19 protein-coding genes, 1 tRNA gene and 1 rRNA gene are annotated in these 26,476 nt (G+C 46.1%); 14 read left to right on the top strand and 7 right to left on the bottom strand.

Features of this window, described 5'->3' with window-relative positions; genetic code table 11:
* Window positions 1-159: 159 nt before the first annotated feature.
* The 3 genes from D0T20_RS00110 to nagA all read left to right on the top strand — a co-directional run bounded on the left by D0T20_RS00110 (window position 160) and on the right by nagA (window position 3,465).
* Window positions 160-1,119, top strand: a complete 960-nt coding sequence (locus D0T20_RS00110; protein WP_016635892.1) for a dihydrodipicolinate synthase family protein — start codon at window positions 160-162, stop codon at window positions 1,117-1,119.
* Between the two features lie 203 nt (window positions 1,120-1,322).
* Window positions 1,323-2,135, top strand: coding sequence for a glucosamine-6-phosphate deaminase (gene nagB, locus D0T20_RS00105; protein WP_004132426.1), 813 nt, complete (start codon window positions 1,323-1,325; stop codon window positions 2,133-2,135).
* A 70-nt stretch (window positions 2,136-2,205) separates the two neighbouring features.
* Entirely contained in the window at window positions 2,206-3,465 is a 1,260-nt protein-coding gene (gene nagA / locus D0T20_RS00100) for an N-acetylglucosamine-6-phosphate deacetylase (RefSeq protein WP_116438058.1), read from the top strand.
* A gap of 107 nt (window positions 3,466-3,572) precedes the next feature.
* On the opposite strand, the gene D0T20_RS00095 is transcribed toward nagA, so the two are convergent.
* The 4 genes from D0T20_RS00095 to tgt form a co-directional block, all read right to left on the bottom strand.
* Window positions 3,573-4,364: a FadR/GntR family transcriptional regulator gene (locus D0T20_RS00095; RefSeq protein WP_016636256.1), complete on the bottom strand. Its 792-nt coding sequence runs from the start codon at window positions 4,362-4,364 to the stop codon at window positions 3,573-3,575.
* Window positions 4,348-7,059, bottom strand: a complete 2,712-nt coding sequence (locus D0T20_RS00090; protein WP_116438057.1) for a sialidase family protein — start codon at window positions 7,057-7,059, stop codon at window positions 4,348-4,350. The genes D0T20_RS00095 and D0T20_RS00090 overlap by 17 nt, the downstream gene beginning before the upstream one ends.
* A gap of 179 nt (window positions 7,060-7,238) precedes the next feature.
* Window positions 7,239-7,321: transfer RNA gene (locus tag D0T20_RS00085), tRNA-Leu, on the bottom strand.
* Window positions 7,322-7,831: 510 nt separating this feature from the next.
* A complete protein-coding gene (gene tgt / locus D0T20_RS00080) occupies window positions 7,832-9,133 on the bottom strand; it encodes a tRNA guanosine(34) transglycosylase Tgt (RefSeq protein WP_115757135.1) in 1,302 nt (433 codons plus the stop codon).
* A 317-nt stretch (window positions 9,134-9,450) separates the two neighbouring features.
* Between tgt and D0T20_RS00075 the strand changes: the two genes are divergently transcribed.
* Window positions 9,451-11,316, top strand: a complete 1,866-nt coding sequence (locus tag D0T20_RS00075) for a S1C family serine protease (protein ID WP_116438056.1) — start codon at window positions 9,451-9,453, stop codon at window positions 11,314-11,316.
* A gap of 9 nt (window positions 11,317-11,325) precedes the next feature.
* The gene (locus D0T20_RS00070; protein WP_116438055.1) at window positions 11,326-12,036 is read left to right on the top strand and encodes a nitroreductase family protein; all 711 of its coding nucleotides are present in this window, start codon (window positions 11,326-11,328) and stop codon (window positions 12,034-12,036) included.
* A 79-nt stretch (window positions 12,037-12,115) separates the two neighbouring features.
* Here D0T20_RS00070 and D0T20_RS00065 read toward each other — a convergent pair whose 3' ends face one another.
* Both D0T20_RS00065 and rlmB read right to left on the bottom strand, forming a co-directional pair.
* Complete coding sequence (locus tag D0T20_RS00065) at window positions 12,116-13,870, bottom strand: ABC transporter ATP-binding protein (RefSeq protein WP_116438692.1); 1,755 nt, start codon at window positions 13,868-13,870, stop codon at window positions 12,116-12,118.
* A gap of 36 nt (window positions 13,871-13,906) precedes the next feature.
* Window positions 13,907-14,902, bottom strand: a complete 996-nt coding sequence (rlmB, locus tag D0T20_RS00060; protein ID WP_004132439.1) for a 23S rRNA (guanosine(2251)-2'-O)-methyltransferase RlmB — start codon at window positions 14,900-14,902, stop codon at window positions 13,907-13,909.
* A gap of 223 nt (window positions 14,903-15,125) precedes the next feature.
* Between rlmB and D0T20_RS00050 the strand changes: the two genes are divergently transcribed.
* From D0T20_RS00050 to D0T20_RS00015, 8 genes are all read left to right on the top strand, one after another.
* Window positions 15,126-18,083, top strand: a complete 2,958-nt coding sequence (locus D0T20_RS00050; RefSeq protein WP_116438054.1) for a cation-translocating P-type ATPase — start codon at window positions 15,126-15,128, stop codon at window positions 18,081-18,083.
* Between the two features lie 90 nt (window positions 18,084-18,173).
* The gene (gene dcd / locus D0T20_RS00045) at window positions 18,174-18,755 is read left to right on the top strand and encodes a dCTP deaminase (RefSeq protein WP_016635257.1); all 582 of its coding nucleotides are present in this window, start codon (window positions 18,174-18,176) and stop codon (window positions 18,753-18,755) included.
* Window positions 18,756-19,068: 313 nt separating this feature from the next.
* The gene (locus D0T20_RS00040) at window positions 19,069-19,938 is read left to right on the top strand and encodes an alpha/beta hydrolase (RefSeq protein WP_116438053.1); all 870 of its coding nucleotides are present in this window, start codon (window positions 19,069-19,071) and stop codon (window positions 19,936-19,938) included.
* On the top strand, window positions 19,935-20,399 hold the full coding sequence (locus D0T20_RS00035; protein WP_116438052.1) for a nucleoside deaminase: 465 nt from the start codon (window positions 19,935-19,937) through the stop codon (window positions 20,397-20,399). Before D0T20_RS00040 ends, D0T20_RS00035 begins: the two co-directional genes overlap by 4 nt.
* 240 nt (window positions 20,400-20,639) lie before the next feature.
* On the top strand, window positions 20,640-21,608 hold the full coding sequence (locus tag D0T20_RS00030) for a ketopantoate reductase family protein (protein WP_032817083.1): 969 nt from the start codon (window positions 20,640-20,642) through the stop codon (window positions 21,606-21,608).
* Window positions 21,609-21,810: 202 nt separating this feature from the next.
* Window positions 21,811-22,122: a hypothetical protein gene (locus D0T20_RS00025; protein WP_032813200.1), complete on the top strand. Its 312-nt coding sequence runs from the start codon at window positions 21,811-21,813 to the stop codon at window positions 22,120-22,122.
* Window positions 22,112-22,492 (top strand): type II toxin-antitoxin system YafQ family toxin, encoded by a 381-nt coding sequence (locus tag D0T20_RS00020; protein ID WP_016635873.1) that lies wholly within the window; start codon window positions 22,112-22,114, stop codon window positions 22,490-22,492. Before D0T20_RS00025 ends, D0T20_RS00020 begins: the two co-directional genes overlap by 11 nt.
* A 48-nt stretch (window positions 22,493-22,540) precedes the next feature.
* Window positions 22,541-24,493, top strand: coding sequence for an alpha-glucosidase (locus D0T20_RS00015; RefSeq protein ID WP_116438051.1), 1,953 nt, complete (start codon window positions 22,541-22,543; stop codon window positions 24,491-24,493).
* A gap of 63 nt (window positions 24,494-24,556) precedes the next feature.
* Here the strand turns inward: D0T20_RS00015 and D0T20_RS00010 are convergent, their stop codons facing one another.
* A complete protein-coding gene (locus tag D0T20_RS00010) occupies window positions 24,557-25,339 on the bottom strand; it encodes an SIR2 family NAD-dependent protein deacylase (protein WP_116438050.1) in 783 nt (260 codons plus the stop codon).
* Window positions 25,340-25,896: 557 nt separating this feature from the next.
* Here D0T20_RS00010 and D0T20_RS00005 point away from each other — a divergent pair.
* Window positions 25,897-26,476, top strand: a 16S ribosomal RNA gene (locus D0T20_RS00005); the annotation flags it as partial.

The following is a 26,476-nucleotide window of genomic DNA, read 5'->3' as shown; positions in this document are numbered from 1 at the left end:
CGCTAGTCGTTAGTCGCTAGTCGCTAGCTTGAATGCGCGGGCGGTCTGTTAAGACCTTGCAGTAAATCCATGCAGGCCGCCCATTAATTGCAAAATCTAAAGTCATAAATCATAAATCAATAAGTCATAAATAATAAAAAATACGAAAGAAGTTTAATCATGGCAGAAAAATTCCACGGCGTTATTCCACCAGTAGTTACGCCATTAACGGCAGACGGCGAAGTAGACGTTGTTAGCTTTGAGCGCTCTCTTAACCGAATGATTGAAGCGGGCGTAGACGGCCTATTTACGCTTGGATCTTCTGGCGAAGTTGCGTTTAGCACAGATAAGCGCCGCCGCGAAATCATTGAAACCGTAATGCGCATTGTTGACGGCCGCGTGCCAGTGTTGGTTGGGTGCATCGATACGGAAACAAACCGCGTTATTGAGCATGCAAAGGAAGCTAAGGAGCTTGGGGCTTCTGCGATTGTTGCAACAGCGCCATTCTACGCACTTGGCGGCATGGCAGAAGTTGAGCGCCACTTCCGTCTTATTCACGAAGCTGTTCCAGATTTGCCTCTGTTTGCTTACGATATTCCAGTTTGCGTGCACACAAAGCTTCCAGGCGGTTTGCTTGTAAAGCTTGGTAAAGATGGCGTTCTTGCAGGCGTTAAGGATTCTTCCAACGACGACGTGTCGTTTAGGTTCCTTGTAGACGACAACAATAAGGCTGGTCACCCATTGACTTTGCTTACGGGTCAAGAGGTTGTTGTTGACGGCGCATACATGGCTGGCGCAGACGGTTCTGTTCCAGGACTTGCAAACGTTGAGGCCACTGGTTACGTGCGCATGTGGAAGGCTGCTCAGGCTGGCGATTGGGCAACGGTTAAGAAGGAGCAGGATTGGCTTGCTGCTTTGATGCGAATTGTTACTGTTCCTAGCGGAGTGGCTGGCTTTGGCGCTGGCGTTGGAGCGTTTAAGACTGCAATGGCGTTGCTCGGCGTGTTTGACACAAATCAGATGCCAGACCCAGTTTGCCCACTTAAGGGAGAAAACGTTGAAGCCGTGGCTGGCGTTCTTAAGGAAGTTGGCTTGACTTTGGCAAAGACTCCGCAAGAAGTGAGCGATTCCACAAAGTAACGTCTTAAGCGTGTGTCTTAAGTAAATAATCAAATAATCTAATAGCCTTTTACCGATGGTGCATAGTAAGTAAATAGCGTTGCGGTGTGCGTTAATTCGTATGCCGCAATGCTAATAAATACTAATAAATGCTTACAATTACTGATTAATGTTGCTTAAAAATTGCTAATTATGCTAATTAAAGCTTTAAAGGAGAAGCAAAGATGGCAGAAGTTATTATTGTAAAAGATCAAGATGAAGCTGGCGAGCTCTACGCAAAAGCAGTTGTAGATTTGATTAGTCGCAAGCCAGATGCAGTACTTGGCTTAGCTACGGGATCTAGCCCATTAAAGGCCTACGAGCATCTTGCAAAGCTTGTTAAAGAAAATAATGTTGACGTAAGTCGCGTGCGCGGATTTGCGCTTGACGAATACATTGGATTGCCATTAGAGCACGAGCAGTCCTACCACAGCACAATCCGCAGAACTGTAACAGACTTAATCGGCCTAAACCCAGATTTAGTGCATGTTCCAGGAGATGTTCTTAACGGAGCGCCATTAAGCGAAGGCAGCAAGATCGCGCACGCTGGAGCAGACTACGATGCTGCTATTGCTGCTGCTGGCGGAATTGACGTGCAAATCTTGGGAATTGGCTCCGATGGCCACGTTGGATTCAACGAGCCAGGCTCTTCGCTTGCGTCTGGTACGCGCGTTAAAACACTAACCGAGCAGACTCGCGTAGACAATCGCAGATTCTTCGACGGAGATATTAACCAAGTTCCAACTCATTGCATAACGCAAGGAATTGGAACGATTTTGCGCGCTAAGCATCTTGTTCTTCTTGCGTTTGGCTCAAATAAGGCAGACGCAGTGGCAGCAACGCTAGAAGGCGGAGTAAGCTCGCTATGCCCAGCTTCCGCGCTTCAAATGCATCCGCACGCAACTGTGATTGTAGACGAAGACGCAGCAAGCAAGCTTAAGTTGGCAGACTACTATCGTTGGGTGTATGCAAATAAGCCATCTTGGCAAGGAATCTGATACTCAAGTCTAAAATTAAGTAACGTATTCAAAAGCACAAACTTCAAAAGCACAATCGCAGGTGAGTGAAATGTCAAAAAATGCATATTTAGACGCCGTAAAGAAGATTGATGATTCACTAAAATCAAGTGAGGGGCGCAATTTTGTAGTGCGCAACGTGAGTGTTGTAGACGCGCGCGGAATTGTTCCTAACGCTTGGATTTTGGTTAAAGATGGCGTGATTCTAGAAACTGGCATTTTAGACGAAGACCTTGCGCTTGCGATTAATGCTTGCGGATTGCGCGCATCTGACTTAAGCGTTGTAGACGGGCGTGGCTGTTTTGCTGCGCCAGGCTACATTGATTTGCACGCTCATGGGGCATGGGAGCATTCGTTTGACGACGGTGCCGAAGGGATTGCCATTGCGCGCGCGTATCACATGCTTCATGGAACAACTAGGCAAGTTCTTAGCTTGATTACAAACCCTCTTGACGTAATGCAAGAGAATTTGCGTACTGTTAAGCGCGTTATGCAAACGCGACCAGATGTGCTTGGATCTCACTTAGAGGGGCCGTTCTTGGCGCTTTCTAGAAAAGGAGCGCACGATCCTAATTGCCTAGTGGACCCTACTCCCGAGCGCGTTGAGGCGTTGCTTGAGGCGGCGGATGGCACTTTGCGCCAGATTACTTTGGCTCCAGAGCGAGAACACGGCATGGAGGCGATTAAGCGTTTTGTAGAAGCTGGCGTGATCCCAGCAGTTGGGCATTGCGACGCGGATTATAAAACAGCGCGCGCGGCTTTTAACGCTGGCTCTACGCTTATGACTCACATGTTTAACGCTATGAACGGCATTCATCACCGCAAGCCAGGTCCAATCCCTGCAGCCTTGGAGGATTCGCGTGTAACGATTGAGCTAATTAACGACGGTTTCCACGTTGAAAACCCAGTTTTGCGAATGGCGTTTAAGGCAGCGGCTGGAAGGATTGCGTTTGTAACGGATGCTATGGCTGCAACAGGATGCGCAGATGGCGCTTATAAGCTTGGCGCTTTAGACGTTACTGTTACAGGCGGCCACGCAAGGCTTGTTTCTAATGGCGCTATTGCGGGATCTACTTTGATTCTAGAAGTTGCTATTAATCGCGCCGTTAAAGAGCTTGGAATCGGATTGCCAGAGGCGATTGCTGCTGCGACTATTGTTCCTGCTCGCGCGCTTGGAGTAGATAAGCCGAATGCTATAACTAGTGCTCCTTTGGGCTTAGTTGAAAAGGGGTACGCAGCCGATTTGCTTTTGCTTAATCCAGGAACTTTGGCAGTTGAGCACGTTTGGTGCGACGGCCATAAAATTTCGTAACGTAAATCGTATCGTTGCGATTAATCGTGATGCTGTAGTACTCAGGCATCACCATTGAAGATGAAAGAACCGCTCTCGTTTAGTTAGGGAGCGGTTCTTCCATTTATTTAGTGCTTTTGCAGTCTATTAAGCAAAATCGACTGAATAGGCTCGTAGTGGTCGTTTACGGCTTGTCTATATCCGTCTGCGTCTCCCGCAATAGCCGTTTTAAGCATAAGTTCGTGCGCTCTAGCGGTTTTTTCAAGTTCGTCCGAAACTTCCAGCCCCAATTGTGGCAAAACAGCCATATGCACAAGCCACAAGCATCGCACGAATTGCTCTGCAATCGTATTGTTTACCGCGCGCAAAATGCCTGTGTGGAAAGCAATGTCTTGTTCCAAGAACGTTTTTCCAGCATGCGCTTCTTTAGTCATTATTTCCGAAAGTGCTTCCAGCTCTGGATGCTGCGTTCCCTTAAGTGACTCAACCACCTTATCCGCGCATCCAAGGTCTAGGAATTTTCGCATTTCTACAACGTTATTCAAGTCTTCAAAATTCTTATTAATGGAGATTAAGGATCGAAAAGCGAGTGTTTCCACCATTGGGTCCAAAGATAGCGAGCCAACAAACATGCCTTTTCCTTGCTTAACTTCCACAATGTTAAGTGCTTCCAGCTTGCGAATCGCCTCGCGCACCGATGATCTTGATGCGCCAATCAAATTGCATAGCATTGGCTCAGTTGGCAGCATGTCTTTTGGTTGCAAGCGTTCTCTTAAAATAAGCGATCTGATTGCGTCCATTGTTTCATCGCAGCGCTTTCTTGCTGCGATTGGAGCGGAGTTAGAGCTTGCTTGCAATAACGATAAGCGGTCTAGTGTTGTCATCTCATCGTCTTCGCGGCTGCTAAATGTCTCTTCCATTTTGGCTCCTTTCAGTTCGCTTGAGTCTTCTCTCTTTTATATCTTCCATTTTTTCGTTTGTGTGTACTTTGTTTGTGTGTACTTTGTTTTTGAAACCTGCGTGCAAACTATCTTGCTGCCAAAGCGAGGAATCTATTGTTGTTATATAAATTCCAGTAGTCTCTCTTTCCCACAGTAGTTGCAAAGTTCGTTTATTGCTAGAGCTAAGGCATTGATAAACGTGGTGGAATGGGTTTATACACACGCTTTTTGCCCACGTTTGCCCGCCGTCGTAGCTAAATCGCACAACTCCGCGACCGCGGTATGGCATCATTTGGCTTGCGTTTGCAAACGCTATGCAGTCGGCGGTTTCTGCGTTTTCTGCATTTTCATTGCTAAAGCAGGTTGCGCTCGGCTGGCTGAATATCTCTGGCAAACTTGTGTCAAAAATCAGCTCGCTCCAAGTTTCTCCGCAATCGTGACTAATGGCTTTGCCTACACATCCTGAGCGATTTTGATTGCGGAAGAAAGCTAGAATATCGCCATTTTTGCGTTCAACAAACACAGTTTCGGAGCTTGTTGCATCGTCATCTTGCATTGTTGCAGGATCTACGATTTTTCCGTTGATTAATCGCCCTTCGTTAATCATTTTGCCTCGGCTCCACGTTTTGCCGTCGTCGTCCGAAATAAGCGCTCCCGAAGAATAGTGGGATTTGCTTTGGCCGCTGCAATAGAATGGCACGAGTATTCTGCCGTAATGTTTTTCGCTGTGCCTAATAACAATTCCGTTCCCGGGGCACACTCCCGCAAAGCTCATCCACGGCTCCTTAACCATGTGGTCGATTAAGCGTGGCGCACTCCATGTTTTGCCGTCGTCGTCCGAATAGATTTGCGCTATATAACACGTTTTTTCGGCAAATAATGGCTGACTTTCGCTTGCAATTTCTGGCGATTTCCATATGTTCCACGTGGAACAGTCGCAAGTTTGATTACTGTGCGAGTTGATTTTTGAATCGTCATGCGAATCGCAATTTTTTATACTTCCGTCTGGGAAAACTAGCCACTTTGTTGCGCATTCTTTTTCGCTAGAATCGCATGGCAATTTTACGGCCGCGCTTGCGTCCATTGCCGCCGCGTAGTTGCCTCCTAAGCGGTCTATTAGCTTGATTCTTCCGCATTCGTCTACGCCTACAGCGGTTTTGCAATTTGTTAGCCCAATTCCGCCAGGATTAATGTCGATTAATACGTTAATTCTTTCGCTTTTGCCTTCTGGGTCTAAAACAGGGCAGGAGTCGATTGCGCTAGCGCCTAGCTTTCCAAGGTTTTTGCCAGGCATGTTGATTACGGTTTGCAAAGGCCCCCACGTTTTGCCGCCGTCCGCGGATCTGCGAATCACAAAGTTTATGTGGTTTGGAGCGTCGTTTGAAACGCTTGTTCGCTGGTCTGCTCCTGCGATTAGCGTTCCCATGTGCGTTTTTACAAGCGAAGGTATTCTGTAGCTGCGCGAGTTTGCATATCCCGTGTCGAATAATGCAGTTGTTACAAGTGGCTTTACTTTTGATATTCTTTGGATTTGGCCTTCGGTTAGTGCGCTAAAGTAGATTCCGCCTGTTCTAGCTTCGCCCATTAATCGCACTCCGCGCAAGTCTTCGCCAATGCTTACGGCGTCTAATTCTGGTATGTTTGCAAACCAGAATTGCCCTATGTTGTGCGACTGGCTGTATCCGTCTACGTAAATGTCGGTTGCTCCGCGATTTGCGCGAATAATCAAGTCGTGCCATTCGCCGTCGTCAACGCTTGCGGCTGCTTCGATTACGCTTTTTATGCACGTTTCGTCGTCGATTAGCGTGATTTTTATGCCTTCTGGCCCTGCGTACACGCTTATTTTTTCGCTAGATTCTAGATTAGTTTTTGTTCCAACAGTTCCAGCAGTTCCAGCAGCAAAAAGCACTCCGTGTTGGCCAGGGCCTCGCAATCTAAATTGAATGTGCAAAGTTCCGCTCGACTTGCAAGATACGCGTTTTATGTCTCTTGCACAAATCGTAGGTCCTGCAAACCATATGTCTGGCTGTGCCTGTGTGGCCGAATTCGCGATTTCTTCTGGATTTGGCAAGTGGTTTGAGTAGTAAAAGTCGTAGATTTGCGAAGATTCTGCCTGCGCTGCACACACTTCGGCCGCTTTTTCGCTCACTCTTTGCGGTCCAAGATTCGTTGCGCTCGCAAAGCATTGGTATCCGTCTAAATAGAATCGGCTTCCAAAACTGCCGTACGTTACTGCAAAATCGTGTTCGCGCCCATCGCATGCGCCTAGCGCATCTTCCATGTGTAGCGCAATTTCTTTCGCACCGTTTGCGTCTGCGCTATCTTCTAAAAGATTTTGCGCAACAAGTAGTGGAGCATCTTCTTTAATACTTATTTTTATTATTGGAGTTGCGTGCTCTTGATGCGCGGAAGCTTGCGACTTTTGCGCGGGCTTAATATTTAATAAATCGCAATCCGTATTTGCTACAAATTTGAACCTTATTATTCCTTCGTTCTTATTTATTTCATCGTTTTTATCTTTACGATTGATGCTCGATGCGCTTTCGCTATATTTTTTGATTTCACTAGATGGTGTAATTTTTATTACGGCATGATTGAATCGCGTGTGTGCCGAACCCCCGATATTGGCAATTTCTTCACCCAGGTTCGTCGTCTTCGTTGAACGACGTTCCATTTTAGTCCTCCATGACCGTAAAAATTAAAACACCAATGTTTTAACACGTATGACGTCTTATGACGTTCACTATTCAGTCTATCACACATTTTTAAGCAAATGCACAATTGTTGCACATGATGTTGCAGTCGTTGCCACAAAATAAAAAAGAACGTTGAAAAATCAACGTTCTTAAAGAGTGCGAACGGCGGGACTTGAACCCGCACGAGTATACACTCACTGCCACCTGAAGACAGCGCGTCTACCATTCCGCCACGTTCGCATACAGACCACAAAGCTACCATATTTGCGCGCTTTTAGCAAATACTACCCTTGTGTGTTGCGCTCCGAAGTGCATTCGACTTAGAGCGCGCTCACGTCTTTGCTTGGTATTGCGCGAGGTTTGAGTATTTCTCTCCTCGCAAGTGACGCGCACTTTTGCGGATAGTTTATGAACGTTAATATTCTAAGGTTTTAGGTTTTGGGATGGCGCTATTTATTGCTCGTAGAGAAATACATCAAACCTTCTGAATATCTAGAACTTTTGCGTGGTTTTCATCGCCGAGATTCTCGATTTTTCTTCTTCATTCGATGAATCACCATTTCATGCTGAGGTTCATCTCATTCAGTGCGAAAAATCTCGAATCTCTACTTCACTTGACGTAACCTATGTAATCTTGTAACGCGTGAACAGATGTGACGCACTTTGTACCATATTTGGCCTAAATCACGTACAAAACGCGGAAAAGCAGATCATGTTGCTGCGCGGTCAAAGCGCGCAGCAACAAGCAAACTATCCACGCGAGCCATTTTCGTAGTAGTGCGCAAGCGATTCATCGCGGAACTCTTCAAAATATCCGCCGTCAATCGACGCACGAATGTCGTCTAGAAGTTTAACAAAGAATCGCTCGTTGTGAATCGTAGCAAGCGTGTATCCGTTCATCTCTTTAGCGCGCAGCAAATGGCTAACATACATGCGCGAATAATGCGTGCAAGTGTAGCAATCGCATCCAGCTTCAAGTGGTCCCTGGTCGTGCTTAAATTCTGCGCGCTTTACGTTGTAGCGTCCGTGGCGAGTAAAAATCGCGCCGTTTCGCCCGCATCGCGCAGGGGCAACGCAATCAAACGTATCTCCGCCGTTTTCTACGCAAGCAAAAATGTCGTCTACTGCAGCAATTCCAAGCACGTGGCGAGGGCGATTTTCTGGCATAGCATCGCAAATCCAAGCGCAAGTGTCTCCAATAATGCGCTTTTCAATCGCTCCGCCAATTCCAACGCCGTCAAAGTCGAGCAAAGCAATCTGCTGCGCCGCGCGCCTACGCAAATCCTCGTAATTCGCGCCTTGAACAACTCCATACAACGCCTGATATGGCTTTCCTAATCGTGCCTCGGTCAATCGCTTGTGTTCTTCAACGCAACGCTTAGCCCATCGGAAAGTGCGCTCAACAGACTCCTCCTGGTAGCGGCGAGTGTTCATAAGCGTTGTAAGCTCGTCGAAAGCAAACATAATATCCGCTCCAAGCTTGTGCTGAATCCCCATTGAGATTTCTGCGCTGAATCGGTGAATTGAGCCGTTTAGAGGAGACTTAAAAGTAACGCCATCTTCGTCAACGAATGCCATGCGCTCTTTGCCAGCTGCGATTACGTCGTCGGACTTCATGCCAGTAACGTCCATTGCAAGCGTCTTTTTGAATCCCGCTCCAAGCGAAAGCACCTGGAATCCGCCAGAATCCGTAAAAGTTGGACCATCCCAGTTCATAAACTTTGCAAGACCGCCAGCTTCGTCTAAAATGTCTTCACCAGGGCGCTCATATAAGTGGAATGCGTTAGAAAGCATGCATTGGCCGCCCAAGTCTTTGATTGATTCTGGTAGCACGGCCTTCATTGCGCCTTGTGTTGCAACTGGCACAAATGCAGGCGTGCAAATATCTCCATGAGGCGTGCGAATCACGCCAGTGCGGCCGTATCTGGCTCCATCTTTTCCCTTGCCGTCTGCCGCATTTTCTAAACGCGTTTTTGTTGTAAACGAGAATTCGCTACGATCTCCTGGCTTACCAGGCTCTGCTCCGCGTGGGTGTTCAATAAGATTAGTCATACCTTTTACTCTATTAGAAGGTATGACGATACGCGCATAAGTTGCGGCATTGCGCGCGGGAAAGTCGCAAGCAGACGTTCGTTAAATTTTACGTGTTTTTATAATTTTTATAAAAATAGTTAGCTAATTTATGGGTTATATGTGGTATTTATACGGCATTTATACTACTAAATATTCAGGTAATTTTAAGAGCGGCACGTTTAACTCGTATTGTAAACGCAAAATTTTGTAAAAATTGCATATTAATTGCATATTAACTTGTATGAATTTGTGTAATCAGATTAGAGTATTCTTTGTAAAAGATTTAAGGAGGATTAATGGCTGACGATATTTACGATTCTAAGGCCTACGATTCTAGTGAAGAGCATAATGGCAATGCTTCACAAAGCCAATCGGAGCCAACGAGCGCGCAGGAAAATCATGTGAATCCAGAGCAGATTTATAGACCAGCTCCCGAATACGGAGCGTATGGTCCTGTAGATGCTGGCGATGCTAATAGTGATGCAAATAAAAATAACGGTGATTCTAATAATTCTGGCGAATCGTTGCAAAATCAAGAGCAAATTGGCGCGAGTGGTGCAAGTGTAGCAAATAGCGCAAATAGACGTGATTATGAGAATTCAGAATATGGCAACGATTTAGATACCCCATTTTTGCCATATGGCGACCCATATAATGCAAATGGAGAGCAAAAGCGAACTAGATTCGGCAATCCTTACGATTTAGGCGATGACAATAGCGCGGATAATAGCGCGGAAAGTCAGCCTGCTGAAGCTTCAAATCAAGCTCCAAATCAAGCGTCAAGCCAAATGCCAAGCCAATCGCCAAGCCAAAATCCAAATGTGGTTTATAAAAAGCGCGGGTTTAAGGCGGAATCTAAAGAAAACTCAACAATAATGGTGGCAATTGTGTCGTCCATTATTTCTGCAATTGTGTGCGTTGTTGTAATGGCGTTTGTTCTTACTCAAGGCTTGATTCCTATTCCAGGCGCGGGAACACTTGCAGATGTGGGTGCGCAAAGTCCTTCAAAAGGAACAGCCGTAGTAAAAGGCGGTCAGTCTCCCGATTGGCGCTCGGTTGCTAAAAACGTTTCTGGCGGCGTTGTGTCTATTCAAGCGCGCAACAGCAAAAACATGAGCAAAGGCTCGGGCGCAATAATCGACAAGCAGGGTCACGTTGTTACAAACAACCACGTTATTGCTGGCATGCAACAGCTTCAAGTAACGCTTTCTAACGGTCAGATTTACAAGGCTAAGCTCGTTGGAACAGATAAAACTACTGATTTGGCTGTGCTTAAAGTAGACGGTTTGCCTAGCAGCATAAAGCCAGTTGATTTTGCGGATTCGGACGCGCTCGCAGTTGGCCAGCCAATAATGGCAATCGGAAATCCGCTTGGATACGATGATACTGCTACAACAGGCATTGTTTCTGCGCTTAATCGCCCAGTTTCTGTTATGGACGATCAAAGTCGTTCGGAAATCGTTACAAATGCTGTACAAATTGATGCAGCAATTAATCCAGGTAATTCTGGCGGCCCAACTTTCGACGCTTCTGGGAAAGTGATTGGCATTAACTCGTCTATTGCAGCAACTTCTGCAAGAGGTGGCACAGCAGGCTCTATTGGAATCGGCTTTGCTATTCCATCTAACCTTGTTAAGCGCGTAGTAAACGAGATCATTAAGCATGGTTCTGTAAAGCACGTTGCTCTTGGAATTATGGTTAAAAGCGTAAATGTAACGCAAAATAACATTACGCGTGGCGGCGCTCAAGTGGCGTCTGTAACGCCTGGTGCTCCTGCTGCAAAGGCGGGAATGCGTGCTGGAGATACAATCGTAGCGTTTAATGGCAAGTCGGTTACAAGCAACTACTCGCTGCTTGGATTTGTGCGCGCTACCGCTTTGGGAGATAAAGCAACAATAACGGTTGTTCGTGGAAACGGAACCGTCAATTTAACTGTTAAGTTTAACCAAGAAGAAGCTGCGGTTAATGGTGCAACTCGCCAAGACCCTCGCTCGCTAAGAAAGCGCGGCAACAAGAAGCCTGATTCTTCCCAGAATAAGAGCCAGAAGGGTGACGGCGGCGATTCTTCGGATGACGACGACGATCCTTTGGATCAGCTTCCTAGAGGCGGAGACGACGATTCCGACGACGGCGGCATTTTTGACCCATTCGGTTTTTGGTAAACTGATAGCATGACTTACAAAGATTTTGGCAAACTTGCATCGGAGCGGTTTTCTGCACGCGACTTTTTAAACAAGCCGATTGAGCAAAACGTTTTAGAGTCAATATTGCACACCGCTTCGCTTGCGCCAAGCTGGAGTAACACAAGGGCTTATGCGCTTGCGATTGCGCAAGGCAGCAAAAAAGACAACATTGTAAAAGCTTATTTAGATAAGTGCAATGCAATGCTTAAAGCCAAAGATAAGAGTTTGAGTGAATCTGAGCGCGCTCAGTTTGCTCAAGAGTCAGCGCCTAATGGCGACGTTCCTGTTGCAAATCCGTACCCTAGCGACTTAAAGCAGCGAAGCGCTAAACTCGGTCTAGCGTTATATTCGCATTTAGGAATCGAAAGGCATGATTTTGCAGCCAGGAACGCCCATACGCGCAGAAATTTCGAGGCTTTTGGAGCGCCTGTTATTGGCTTTGTTTTAGCTAGGCGTGATTTTATGCCGTTTGCTGCAATGGACGCTGGCCTTATGTTGCAAACGCTGTTTCTTGCTGCTAAAGATTTAGGCGTTGACTCTTGCCCTCTTGGCGTTTTGGCAACTTGGCGAGATCCGCTAGACGCGGAGTTTGATGTTCCAGAAAACATGGAGCTTTTAACTGGATTTGCGCTTGGGTATGCTAGCGATTCGCACACAAACGAGTTTAGAGCCGAGCATCCAAAGATTGAGCTGCTGTAGCGATTGTTTAGCGATTGCTTAGCGGTTATTTAGCGGTTGTTTATCGATTGCTTAGCGATTGCTAAACAACCGCTTTTGCCTATTTTATGTGTGCTTTGCGCTCGTAAATAGTGGCAGTGCTTTCCCAAACAAGAGCTTTCCAAGATGTTTTAACGTTGGAAACAGCATGCGCTTTGTAATGCGAAATGTTGTAGTTTAACGCCAAGAAGTAGTACCACGGCTGGTTGGATTCGCTAACAAAAAACTCTGGCTCGCCTTTTGCCGCGCACGCTGCCAGCTCTTTTTCTTGCTGTTTTGCGCTAGAACTTTCGTTTGTTATAAAAGTCTTGTTTTTGTAGGCACAATCTATAAGATTCTTAGAAAAATAAGGGTTTGCGCCTATTAAAAGCCACGAATATTGGTGAGTGTCGGCTTCTTCGTGCGAAATAACGTTTCCACTATCGTCAACTTGCTCGTAATTATGTAGCCAAGATGCTACAAAACGCTTATTTTGCAAGTGATTACTAGATATGTATTGCGCTACAGCTCTAGAAGGCGAATAGTCAAACAGAATGTCGTTTACGCAAGCAAACGCGTTCCAAATTAGGCTTGGCGCAAGAATTATTGAAATCAGCACGTTGATTTTCAAAGCTTTGTTTTTTATAAATCTGAATTTAGTAGGGGCGATTTTAACAAAAATCGCAGGAATATCTTTGCTGCTAAGCGGCTCTTTTATGTGACTTATCCAAAGCACACTAAGCAAAAACACAAAGATTAGACCTGCGTGGTGAAGCGTAAAATAGCGAACAGCTACGATTGTAAGAACGATATAAGGGATTACAAGAACTGCAAGAAGTTTTCTGCGCTTGGCGATTCTAATTGCAAATGCCCAAATCGCAAGGCTAAACAGCGTGCATATTGCAATTGGCAAAAAGTCAAAAGGCATTCTTCGCATTGAAATATCGCCATAAAAGCTTGTAAACATGCTTTCGGAAGGCATTACAAATATAAAAGCGAAGCATTTTGCGATTGTTGAATTGCCATCAATCGTTGCGCGAGTGGCGAACGCATTTTTTGCGGGCCATGCAAGAGCAAGGTTTGCAACGCCAAAAATGGCGATTAATCCCCAAGATATAAGTTGCGCCAAATTTGATGAGATTGTTGCTTTAATCGCGTAAAAAATTGCGCTAAAATTAAGAGTTTTGCTACATGCTTTGCTACAGGCTTTGCTACAGGCTTCGCTGATATTTTTGCTAAAAACTCGCCAAATCCAAGCAATTGTAAATCCTGCAGCAAACGCGATTCCATACACGCTAAGCAGGCACATAAACATAAGACTAATCGCAAGTTTGCAAGCACTAGAAGTCTTAGAATCCGCACTATTCCAACAATGTGCCGCTACTAGCAAGCTTAAGCAAAGCAAAGCGTATGGTCTTGAAGTAACTCCGTACTGGAAGCAAACAAAATAAGTAAACGGAATAAGAAAAGTTGCGAGGCTGCTTGCGTGCTTAAAAGGCGACTTAAAAATAAGCCACGCGCCAAGTAAGCTTGCGCAAATCAGCTGAATTCCCTTAATTCCAAACTCGTACGGAACGCCACTTTTAGCTGCAATCGCAAGTAAAAGATTCCAAAAAGGAGGGTGACCCTCGTAATGCGGTCTAACGCTAAAAATGCTTGCGATTGGAGAATCGCGCGCAATCAGCCAGCTTTGAGCTTCGTCGAACCAAGGTTCGTGGAAACACATTACGATTGCAATAATCGCAATGTATAAAACAAAAGCCAAAAGCAGAGCCAATGTGCGCGCGTTATGTGAGCTTTGTAGATTGCGTAAATTGCGTGTCTTAAAAATCCGCATTCGCATTAGCGTTAACTCTTAATCGCAATACAATTGCTAATTTTGACTTAAAGCGGCAAGCCTACGCGCATTAGCCACAGCATACAAGCTGATTCCAGCAGCAACGGATGCGTTAAGCGATTCAACAGCGCTAGAGATTGGGATTCCAGCAATAGCATCGCAAGCTTCGCGCGTTAGGCGACTCATGCCTTTGCCTTCGCTTCCAAGAACTACAACAAGCGGATCGGTTTCAAAACCAGTTTCGCCAACAAGCTTGTCTCCGCCGCCATCCAGGCCAATTGCGTACCAGCCGCGCTCGCGCAAACCTTGAATCGCCTTGTTTAAGTTCACGACTCGAGCAACAGGCAAGTGCGCTGCGGCTCCTGCAGAAACCTTCCAAGCTGCAGCCGTAACAGATGCGCTTCTGCGCTCTGGCAAAATTACGCCATTTGCGCCAAAAGCGGCCGCGGATCGAATAACAGCACCAAGATTTTGCGGATCGGTAACGCCGTCTAGCGCTATAAACAATGGTCGCGCGTTAATGCGAGCGGATGCAGAATCCGCTGCCTCCATAGCGCGAGCCTTCTTTTCTGCGCGGTCAACAAGCTCTTGCAGCGAATAGTATTGATAAGGCTGAACTTTTAATATAATGCCTTGATGATTAGTGCTGTGAGCAATGCGATCCATCTCCAGGCGATCTGCCTCCAAAAGTCGCAAGCCTTGCATGCCAGCAAGCTTAACGATTTCGCGAGTGCGATCGTCATGCTCAATGCGATTTGCAACATAAAGCTGCGTGCTAGGAACGCCTACGCGCAAAGCTTCAAGAGCTGCATTTCGCCCAATAACCAACTCATCGCTATCTGTGCCCAACTTATCTACTCTGCGTCTAGCAGCCAAACGCGGATCTGCAAAAGTGCGCTTAATCGCAGCTTTTTTAGCGAAATAAGCCTTATGGTAAACGCGGTCTTCTGCCTTAGGAGTAGGACCCTTGCCGCGCAATGCGTTACGATGTTTTCCACCCGACCCCTTGGTCGGTCCTTTTTTCATAGCCATATTCTTATTTTCACATGCCCCCCAGGCATTGGCGATGCTTTGGTGCTGCATCAGCGAGGCATTAGTATTTGGCGCTTTATGTGGCATAATAGAACGGTACTTAATTATTGCAAATTATTGTTATTGCAATAATCCACAACCGCGCAATAATCAAGATTTTGAGTCAACTTTGCGTAAAAATTTTGATTATTGACTACTCCGCGGCGCTCCCAAGGGGGAAAATATGGTTGATCAAAGCGATCAATCCAAAGATCCGTCATTGCAAGACGCACAAAGTGTTGCAGATGCGCTTAATGTAAATGTTTCTACTGGTCTAAGTAGCGATGAGGCTTCTAGAAGGCTCGCGCAATTTGGCCCGAACGCTCTAGCTGGTGCTCCTAAAACGCCAGCGTGGAAAAGGTTCCTCGAACAGTTTAAAGATCCGCTTGTTTACTTGCTTATAGCGGCAACTATTATTTCCGCAATCGCATGGTTTGTTGAGCGCGCACAGCATGGTGGCGAAAGTGGCGGCGAAGTTTTGCCGTTTGACTCAATAGTTATAATCGTGATTCTTATAGCAAATGCAGTTTTGGGCTATATTCAAGAATCGCGCGCGCAAGAAGCGGTTGAGGCGCTGGCAAAAATGAGCGCTCCACAAACGTCTGTTCTTAGAGATGGGCGAGTTATGCGCATAGACACAGCGGATGTTGTGCCTGGAGATATTTTGGTTCTTGGCGAAGGCGATGCTGTTTCTGCAGATGCAAGGCTTATTGCAGCAGCTTCTTTGCGCGTTGCGGAAGCAAGCCTTACGGGAGAATCGGTTGCCGTTAGCAAGCGTCCAGAAACTCTAGCTTCGCCAAAGTCTTTGGCAGACCGCACAAACATGGTGTTTAATGGCACTGCCGTAACGCAAGGCACTGGCCGCGCAATCGTCACGTCTACGGGCATGAAAACTCAGGTTGGAAAAATCGCAGATATGCTTTCTAGCGCGCAAGAAGAAGCCACGCCTCTCGAGAAAGAGATGGTTCGCGTATCTAAGGTTCTTGGAATCGCAGTGTGTATTATTGCAGCCGTTGTGCTTGCGTCTATGTGGGCTCTTGAAGGCTTCCACACTATTGAAGACGTTATAGATTCTTTGCTTCTTTCTGTTTCTCTTGCTGTTGCTGCTGTTCCAGAAGGCTTAGCGGCTATTTTAACGGTTGTTCTTGCTTTGGGCGTTCAGCGCATGGTAAAGCATCATGCTGTTGTTAAAAAGCTTTCGTCTGTAGAAACTCTTGGCTCTGCATCTGTTATTTGCTCCGACAAAACGGGTACTTTAACTCGAAACGAGATGACTGTTGAGCGCGTTATAACGCCTAGCGGCCAAGTACAGCTTACGGGTAGTGGGTATAAGCCAGAGGGACGAATGGTTTTGCTGGATTCTTTAGATGCGGATTTGGCGGTTCCTCCAGCTCTAGCTACAGAGGTGATTGGTGCGCTCGGATCTGGGTATTTAGCAAACGATGGCGATTTGCACTACAATGAATCGTCTGGCGCATGGCAGCCAGTTGGCGACCCTACCGAGGTTTCGCTTATTGTTGCGGCTCGCAAAACTAAGGCAGACAAGCGTTACGCGCATCTTAGTCGCGTTGCGGAAGTGCCGTTTACTTCTGATCGCAAGCGCATGTCTGTTGTTGTTAAAGACGATTCGGATTCTGGAAATCTTATTGTTTGCGCAAAAGGCGCTCCAGATGTTTTGCTTTCTTATTGCACGCGAATCGCAGTAGCTGGCGCTGTTCGTCCGCTTACAGAAGGAGACCGCGAAGAAATTCTTGCAAACGTGGAAAAGCTCTCTGGCGAAGCTTATCGCACGCTTGCAATGGCATATAGGCCGCTTGGCGTAGATAGTTTAGCTAAAGTTAGCGGCATGGTTTCTAATGCTGCAGGTCAAATCGCAGATGTTGCCGAGCAAAGCGACGTTTTGGAATCTGATTTGATTTGGAACGGCATGGTTGCGATTATTGATCCTCCTAGAATCGAAGTTCGAGATAGCGTTGCTCAAGCGCATCGTGCTGGAATTCGAACTGTTATGATTACTGGCGACCATCCGCTTACGGCTGCTCGAATCGCTAGCGATCTTGGCATTATTGGAAAAGATGAGCATGCTCTTACTGGCGATGAGCTTGACGAGTTGCTTTCTAGGGATGATGACAATATTGCTTTCGACGATGCGATTAGCAAAGTGAGCGTGTATGCGCGAGTAGCTCCAGAACACAAGCTTGCGATTGTTTCCTCGCTTCAAAGGCAAGGCAATATTGTTGCTATGACTGGCGACGGCGTAAACGATGCTCCTGCCGTAAAGTCGGCAGATATTGGCGTTGCAATGGGCATTACGGGTACGGAAGTCACTAAAGAATCTGCAAAGATGATTTTGGCAGACGATAACTTCTCTACAATCGTTGCAGCAGTGCGCGAAGGTCGCGGAATTTTCGACAATATTCGTAAATTCTTGAGATATTTGCTTAGCTCCAATGTTGGCGAAGTGTTCACCGTGTTTGGTGGCGTAGTGTTTGCTGGCGCTTTGGGAATTACGCAGCCAAACTCTGTAGGCGTGACTTTGCCTTTGCTCGCAACGCAGCTTTTGTGGATTAATTTGCTTACGGACGCGGCTCCTGCGCTCGCAATGGGTGTTGATCCGCAAACGGATGACGTTATGAATAGGCGTCCGCGAAGACTTACAGATAGCGTTATTGATAAGCCAATGTGGGGAGACATTGTGTTTATTGGCGTGATTATGGCAGCTATAACGTTGATTGGCATGGATATGCATTTGGCTGGCGGATTGTTTACAGACCGCTCCACAACTGTTTTAACTCATGCTGCTCAAATGACTCACGCGCGCACAATGGGCTTCACTATTCTTGTGTTCGCTCAAATGCTTAATGCTCTTGCGTCTCGCTCGCATTTGCAAAGCGTGTTTGTTGGCTTGTTTGCAAATCGTTGGCTTTGGGGTGCAATCGCAGTTTCCGTAGTGTTGCAGCTTGCTGTAATTTATATACCATTCCTTAATGGTCCGTTTGGCACAGTTCCGCTCGACTTTATGGAGTGGGTGGAGTGCCTTGGGCTTTCAATGGTTGTGCTTATTGCTTCGGAGTTAAGAAAGTGCGTTTTGCGTTTTATTGCTAAGCGCAAAGCTGCATCTTCTGTTGCAATGTATGCCTAATATTTTCGACCGCGGCACGCGCTACACTTGGCATATAAGTGTGTTTAAGTGTTTGTTTTACGAAGTTTTATCGCAAGGAGATTTGACGTTATGCTGTTGTCTGATCGCGACATTCTCAAAGCTCATGACGAGGGTCATATTGATTTGACTCCATGGACCCCACAAATGGTGCAGCCTGCGTCGATTGATGTGCGGCTCGACCGATTCTTCCGCTTGTTCAATAATCACGCTTACACGTACGTGGATCCTGCGGAAAACCAGGGGGAGTTGACTGAGCAGTTTGCGGTTGCACCAAATGAGCCTTGGATTTTGCATCCTGGCGAGTTTGCGCTTGGCTCCACTTGGGAGTATGTGAAGTTGGATTCTACGATTGCTGCGCGCTTAGAGGGCAAAAGCTCGCTTGGCCGTCTTGGAATTTTGACTCATTCCACGGCTGGCTTTATTGACCCAGGTTTCGAAGGTCACATTACTTTGGAGCTTTCAAACGTTAGTACGCTGCCAGTTAAATTGTGGCCAGGGATGAAGATTGGGCAAATGTGCTTCTTTAAGCTGAGTTCTCCATGTGAGAATCCTTACGGTTCTTCTGTTAACGGATCTCACTATCAAGGTCAGCGCGGTCCAACTCCGTCTAGGTCTTACGAGAACTTCTATCGCGCAAATTTGGAAGATTAGTATTAATTAAGATTTGATTAGTCTTGATTAGTCTCGATTAGTCTCGATTAGTCTCGATTAGTCTCGATTAGTCTCGATTTTTAAGAAAAATCAGGGGAAAAGTAGAAAACTTTCAGCAAGTTATCAGCTAGTTCACTAGCAGCGCTAAGGATTATGTGTTTTCATAATATTAGTGAAAAACTTAAAAGGTAATTCACGAAAGCTTATTCATATTTTTCCTTAAATTTAAACCCCAGTCCAAGCGGCTGGGGTTAAATTTTTATATAGTCTTCGCGCGTTTATAAATGCCAAAGCTGTGCCGTATGCTGTAATTATGACTAATCATAACGGTGTGATCTCTAGTGAGTTCGACAACGGCGAATTTAACAATAATGATTTTGGCGGCGGCGATTTTGGCGGCGGAAATAACGGCAACAGCAACGCCAATAATGGCGATTTTGGCAGCGAAGACAATGCTTCTGGTGCTTCAAATGGCCTTCATGCTGGCCGCGAATCTAGTGTTGTTCCAGGCAGATTCGGCGAAGATTTGCATGTAAGCGTTGCTAAGTATTCTCGAGGCGAAGCAGCTGCATACGCCACAAGGCCTCTTCTTTTGCTGTTGCACGGATGGGGTTCAAACGAGGATGATTTGCTTGACTTAATGCGCGTTGTGGCGCCTTATAACGATGCGATTTCTTTACGTGCTCCACTTCGCTTGGCTCAAGGCGCTTACAGTTGGTTCCATGATGCTGTGCCTAATGGAGATGACTTAGACCGAGATATGTATGCTGCGGCTGCTGCGATTGATGAGTGGGTTGCGGCGAATGTTCCCGAAGATCGCGCTGTTGTGCCATTTGGTTTTTCGCAAGGTGCGGCTCTTGCGATTCATGTTCTTAGGCTTAATCCAGATCGCTATCGCGCATCCGTTGCGCTTTCTGGCTTCGTGGCTCCTAATATTGCTAAAGATATTTCTCTTAACGACGACGTTCTTGCGGATCTTAATACGCCTGTTTTCTTTGGCTACGGCTTGGATGATGCTGTTATTGCTCCTTACGAATTTTCGGCGGCTGCAGCATGGCTTGAGGAGCATACGTGGCTGGAAGAGAAGCGTTACCGCGGCCTTGACCACGCAGTTCACATGGAAGAACTTGGCGATATTCGCTCTTGGTTTGCTTTGCACAATATTTCTTCGGGGTTAATGTGACTTTGCGCGCGCGCGAATATGTTTCGCTAATGCAAGAGGCGCTGCGACTTGCGCAAGTTGCTGCCGATTGTGGAGAAGTTCCAGTTGGCGCTGTTGTTGTAGATGGTTCTGGGGTGATTATTGGCCGTGGCTCTAATCTTCGCGAGAAAGACGCGGATCCTCTTTCTCATGCAGAAATTCTTGCGATTAGGCAGGCAGCAGAGGTGCGCAAGTCTTGGAATCTTAGCGATTGCACGCTTGTTGTTACTTTGGAGCCTTGCCCAATGTGCGCTGGCGCAATTTTACAAACGCATATTAGTAGCGTTGTTTTTGGCGCATGGGATTCAAAACTTGGCGCATGCGGATCTGTTTGGGATATTTTGCGAGACCCTCATATTGGCTCCCATCCGCAAATTTTTGGCTCCGTTTGCGAATCGCAGTGTGTGCAGTTATTGCGTAATTTTTTCGAAAATCATCGATAAAACTGAATAATTTTTTAATTAGAAACGCTGTAAAGATGTAATTAGAAAAATTTTGACATTCTCAAAAAACTGTGTAATATGCTATAAAAACCAAAGAGCAGTTGACTGATTGTTTTTCACTCATTCAGTCTTCTGCTTTTTGTTATATTCGTGGTTGCTTCCGCGTAATCCATGTAAACGAAAATTTATGGATTTATGCCTGGTGCCACTTTACTTACAAGCCTACATGGAGGTGTCATTATGAGTGACATGAAATATGCAATGATCGGTTCTGGAGCTATGGGGTATCGCTATGGCGTTTTGTTGCAGGAAACGGCTGGTATTCATGTTGATTTCATTGATGCCTGGGATGAAAATGTGAATAAGGTTCGCCAGCAAGGCGGTGTAATGGTTAGCCGAGATCACGAAAATCGCCATCTTGTGCCAATCAATATGTATACTCCAGAAGATTATGACGGCGATCCAGATGTGTGGATTGTGTTTATGAAGCAAATGCAGCTTGCGGAGATGTTGGAGCGTTGCAAGCATTTGTTTAAGGATCATCAGGTTGTGTTCGCTGCAATGAACGGTTGGGGTCATTTTGAAAAGCTTCAGCAATATTTCTCGGACGATCGCATTTACGGCGGTACCGCAATGATTGCAACCGTGCTGAATGGTCCTGGAGACGTTGATTTTATTGGTAAAGTTGGCGTTGGCACAATGAATATGTGTGCGTTGAACGAGCAAGTGAGCGATGTTGAGCTTGCTATGCGAGATGATTTTAAAGCTGCTGGCTTGAATCCTACTATTACGGAAGATTTCAAGGGTACGTGCATGGCAAAGGTAGTTTTTAATTCCGTAGTTAACACTTTGTGCACAATGTATCAGATTCAAATGGGTCAGTTTATTTCGTACCCAGGGGCTATGGATATGGCTCGTCAACTTATTAACGAAGCGTACGATGTGTGCGATCGTGCAGGAATTCGTATGGTTAATACGCGTCAACAGGAGTTGGAGGCTATTGACTACGTAAGTCGCGTGGCAAATCCTTTGCACTATCCTTCAATGTATCAAGATATGAGTCGTGGTCGAAAGACAGAAGTTGATTATATAAACGGATATATTGCAAAGCTTGGTCGCGAAAATGACTACGTTTGCCGCACTCACGAGTTCTTGACTCACGGAGTTCATTTGGCGGAGCTTGCATTCAAATTGCATAATCAGCAGTGATTTGGAGAGTATTCTGCAATTCGTACAATGAATGAGAAGGAGGCACGGCTCGTAGTTTTTACTGCGGGCCGCTTTTTATACTCTTTTAGCTATAATATTTACAAGTATAACAACTTTTATATATACTTGTAAAAAGCATGATAAATATACATGTATTAAGCATGTGCGTGGATTGTTTGTAAGAAAAGTTAGGTTAATGCATATGGTTACGGTAGCTCCAATAAGCACTATGGTTCCTATTAGTGCTTTTAGTAATGGTAAATCTGCACAGGCTTTTGCCAAGGTAAGTTCTGGTATGCCAGTTACAGTGTTAAAAAATAATCAACCAATGTACTTCATTATTAATCGTGAAGATTTTGAGCATTACCAATCACTCGAGGAACAACTTCAAAAGTATGTTGAAGAAGCTATCGAAAATAAAAACGAGGAAGCCCGTAGGCAAGTTCAAAATCGCGAATTTACTCATGAATCACATACTGCTTCCAACATGATGGATTATCTAAATGGACTGTGAAAAGCGACGCCTTCTTACAATTAAGTCATTTGATAATGACTACAAAAAGATTCGTAAAAAGCATATTAACACTGAAAATTTTCTTGCTGTATTTCAGGCTCTTATAGATAATGATCAACAACTATTAAAAAGTAAATACCGTGATCATGCTCTTACTGGTAGTTGGAAGGGGTACCGTGAGCTGCATGTACAGCCAGATTTACTGCTTATTTATTGGGTTGATGGATTGTCTGTTTCTTTAGTATTAGTGAGATCTGGTAGTCATGATGAATTATTCTCTAATACTCGAACTGACTCTAAAATTATTCGCAAGTATTCTGAGATGGTAAGTAGTGCTTTAGAGTTGCTTGCAAAATCCAAAGATAGCTAAAATATAGAATAGTAAATATAGGTAATAAAAATAATTAATGGGGAATGTATGACTACTTTTAACAGAGCGAACTTGCCGCAATCCGTGCGCACAAATGGTGCTACGCCAAACCCTTGGTGGGCAAATGCAGTTGTGTATCAGATTTATCCGCGAAGCTTTCAAGACACTAACGGCGATGGCATTGGCGATTTGAAGGGCATTACTTCGCGTCTTGACTATTTGGCTGATTTAGGCGTTGACGTGCTTTGGCTTAGCCCCGTTTACAAATCTCCACAAGACGATAACGGCTACGATATTTCCGATTATCAAGATATTGATCCACTTTTTGGCACTCTAGAAGATATGGACGATCTTTTGGCACAAGCGCACAAGCGCGGCCTTAAAGTTGTTATGGATTTGGTAGTAAATCACACTTCCGACGAGCATGCTTGGTTCCAGGCTTCAAGAGATCCTTCTAGCGACTACGCAGACTGGTATTGGTGGAGGCCAACGCGCAAAGGGCATGTGCCTGGAGAGCCAGGTGCGGAGCCAAATAAGTGGGGTTCGTATTTTGGCGGTTCGGCGTGGACGTATGATCCAAAGCGCGGCGAATATTACTTCCATCAGTATTCGCCAAAGCAGCCAGATTTGAATTGGGAAAATCCTGCCGTTCGCGCTGCAGTGTACAAGATGATGAATTGGTGGATGGATCGCGGAATTGACGGCTTCCGCATGGATGTTATTACGCAAATTTCTAAGCGCGTAGATAGCGAAGGGCGTTTGCCAGGTGAGTACGGTTCGCAGATTGAAGATGCGCCAGCAGGCGACGACGGCTACTCTTCTCCGTATTTCTTCTGCTCCGACGGCCCTCGTTTAGACGAGTTTTTGCGCGAGATGCGCGAAGCGGTTTTCAAGGGTCGCGAAGGTTTCTTAACTGTTGGCGAGGCTCCTGGAATTTCCGCGCATCGAAACACTTATATTACAAATCCTTCTAATGGCGAGCTAGACATGCTCTTCTTGTTCGATCAAGTTAATGTTGATTGCGCAAATGGAACTAAGTGGAATCCTACTCCTCTTAAGTTGACTACATTAAAGCGCACAATGGCAGATCAGCAGCAAGCAGTTAGCGAGGCTGGTTGGGCGAGCCTGTTCTTTAATAATCACGATCAGCCGCGTGCGCTTTCTCGCTGGGGTAGCGAGGCTAGTGATGAGATGCGCGTGCTTTCTGCTAAGGCGATTGCAATGCTTCTTCACATGCATCGCGGCACTCCGTACGTGTATCAGGGTGAAGAAATTGGCATGACAAACGCGCACTTTACGCGTCTTGAGCAGTATCGCGATTTGGAAGCGTTGAATATGTTTAAGCAGCGCGTAGAAGAAGCGCATATTCAGTCTGCGGAGTCTATGATGGATGCGCTCGCAAAGCGCGGTCGCGATAATTCTCGAACTCCAATGCAGTGGAATGCGTCTAAATATGCGGGATTCATGCCTTTTAATGTTCCGTCGCAAAATAATGCGCAGCCTTGGATTAGCGTGAATCCTAATTATGTAGATATTAATGCGGCGGAGCAAATGGAAGATTCGGATTCCGTTTACTCGTTCTACAAGCGTTTGATTGAGTTGCGCCATTCGCAGCCTGTTGTTTCGGCTGGTTCTTGGAATTTGGTTGATGCGGATGACGAGTGCGTTTACGCGTTTATTAGGCAGGTTGAGCAGACTTGTGATAATGCTAAGGCAGATGTGGCAGATGAGGCAGGTCTTGAGCATGGTGTGAGTTCTTCAAGCGCGGTTGCTTGCGATTTGCCTTGCGCTTCTGTAAAGAAGTTGCTCGTAATGGTAAATATGACGGATTCATCTGTAGCAATACCTGCTCAAAGTGCCGAATTGTTGCGTAATATCGCCGCTAACGGCGTATCGTATGATGATGTGATGATTTCTACCTACAGCGCAGATCATGCTCTTAAATCGCTTAAAAATGGCACGCTTGCGCCTTGGGAGGGAATCGCTGTTAGCTTGCAGTAATTATTTTGCAATAGTCACTTTTCAATGTTTACTTTGTAATAGTGAATAGTCACTTTGTAATAGTCACTTTGCAATAGTTTCGTCTACTAACTTTGGCAGAGCTTTCGCAATATCTTCTCGTATTACGCGCTCTGCCAAATAATCGTATTGCGTAGCGCCCAGGTTCATTATTGTAATCGGCACTCCTGCGCGAGCGGCTAGCGGCACAAGACTTGCAGCTGGAAACACTTCTAGCGTAGAGCCAATAACCCACAGCTCGCTTGCGTGCATAATCGCCTGTGCGCTGCGTTCCATTGCGCCTTCTGGCAGAGCTTCTCCAAAATATATAACGTCTGTTTTTATAAGACCGTTGCAAGGCATGTTTCCGCGGTATGGCAGCGCGCGCCTGCAATGTGGGTCTGGGTGTGCGTCTAAGTCGCGCATAATATCCGCAGTTTTATAGCTCGCGTGGCAGCTCATGCAGTGTGATGTTCCAATGCTTCCGTGCAAGTTCACTACAATGTCTGGGCTGTTTCCAGCTTTTTCGTGAAGCGCATCAAAGTTTTGAGTGGCGATTAAGTCCAGCATCCCAGCTTTCTCAAGTTTTACTAGCGATTTATGTGCTGTTCCTGGCTGAGCGTTCCAAACTGGCGACTCTTTTTGCCAGCGCCAAGAGTACATGCGTTCTTCTTCGCTGCTTAAAAACGCGTCTATATCGTAAACGCTCATTTGTTCTGGGTGTTTAGTCCAAACTCCATCTGGGCCTCGAAAGTCTGGAATGCCCGCGCTTGTAGATATTCCTGCGCCTGTTAACGCAACAATATGATGGTGTGCACCGTTCTTGCTGTTTTTCTCGCTATTTCTCATATACCTATATATAGCACGCGCACATGTTGTGTGCATATATGCTGTTTGTTTTGATTATTTTGTGTATTTGGCTTGTGTGATTTTGCGCGACACTCCCGTGTTTTGGGTTTTTTATGGTTTTTTCTTGTTTTTTTGGATTATTTTTGTTGTGTTTTTGTTGGTGTTTGGTTGCGTGGCGTTTTTTATCGTGTTTTGATCGTGTTTTCAACACGCCGATGTTTTGGCTTTGTTTCAATGGTTTTTGCTTGTTGGCTTGTGTGTGATTTGCTTTTGGGCTTGCTTTGGTGTAAGTTTATCTCTTGCTGCTCAGCGCGGCTGGTTCTCCTCGGTTGAGGTTGATGAGCCGGCTGGTGTGGTGGTGGTTTGAGAACTCAAGAGCGTGTCTGTACTACTTATTAGTTAATTATTGCCAGTTCATTGTCAGCCTCACAGATTGTGGGGTGCCTGAGAGATGGTTAAATGATGGTGAGGTTTTTTGTTGGGATGTTCTTTCCTTAAAGAATGTCTCGTCTTTTTCTTTTATATTGGAGCCTTATGTTGGCTCTTCATTGAAGTTTTTCGTGGAGGGTTCGATTCTGGCTCAGGATGAACGCTGGCGGCGTGCTTAACACATGCAAGTCGAACGGGATCCGACCAGCTTGCTGGTTGGTGAGAGTGGCGAACGGGTGAGTAATGCGTGACCAACCTGCCCCATGCTCCAGAATAGCTCTTGGAAACGGGTGGTAATGCTGGATGCTCCAACTTGACGCATGTCTTGTTGGGAAAGTGTTTAGTGGCATGGGATGGGGTCGCGTCCTATCAGCTTGTAGGCGGGGTAATGGCCCACCTAGGCTTCGACGGGTAGCCGGCCTGAGAGGGCGGACGGCCACATTGGGACTGAGATACGGCCCAGACTCCTACGGGAGGCAGCAGTGGGGAATATTGCGCAATGGGGGAAACCCTGACGCAGCGACGCCGCGTGCGGGATGAAGGCCTTCGGGTTGTAAACCGCTTTTGATTGGGAGCAAGCTTTCGGGTGAGTGTACCTTTCGAATAAGCGCCGGCTAACTACGTGCCAGCAGCCGCGGTAATACGTAGGGCGCAAGCGTTATCCGGAATTATTGGGCGTAAAGAGCTTGTAGGCGGTTCGTCGCGTCT

Origin of the sequence: Gardnerella piotii, assembly GCF_003397585.1 — a bacterium.
In the GTDB taxonomy this organism is placed as follows: Bacteria; Actinomycetota; Actinomycetes; order Actinomycetales; family Bifidobacteriaceae; genus Bifidobacterium; species Bifidobacterium piotii.
Note: the sequence above shows the minus strand (reverse complement) of the source record. Positions and strands in the feature narration are given on the sequence as shown.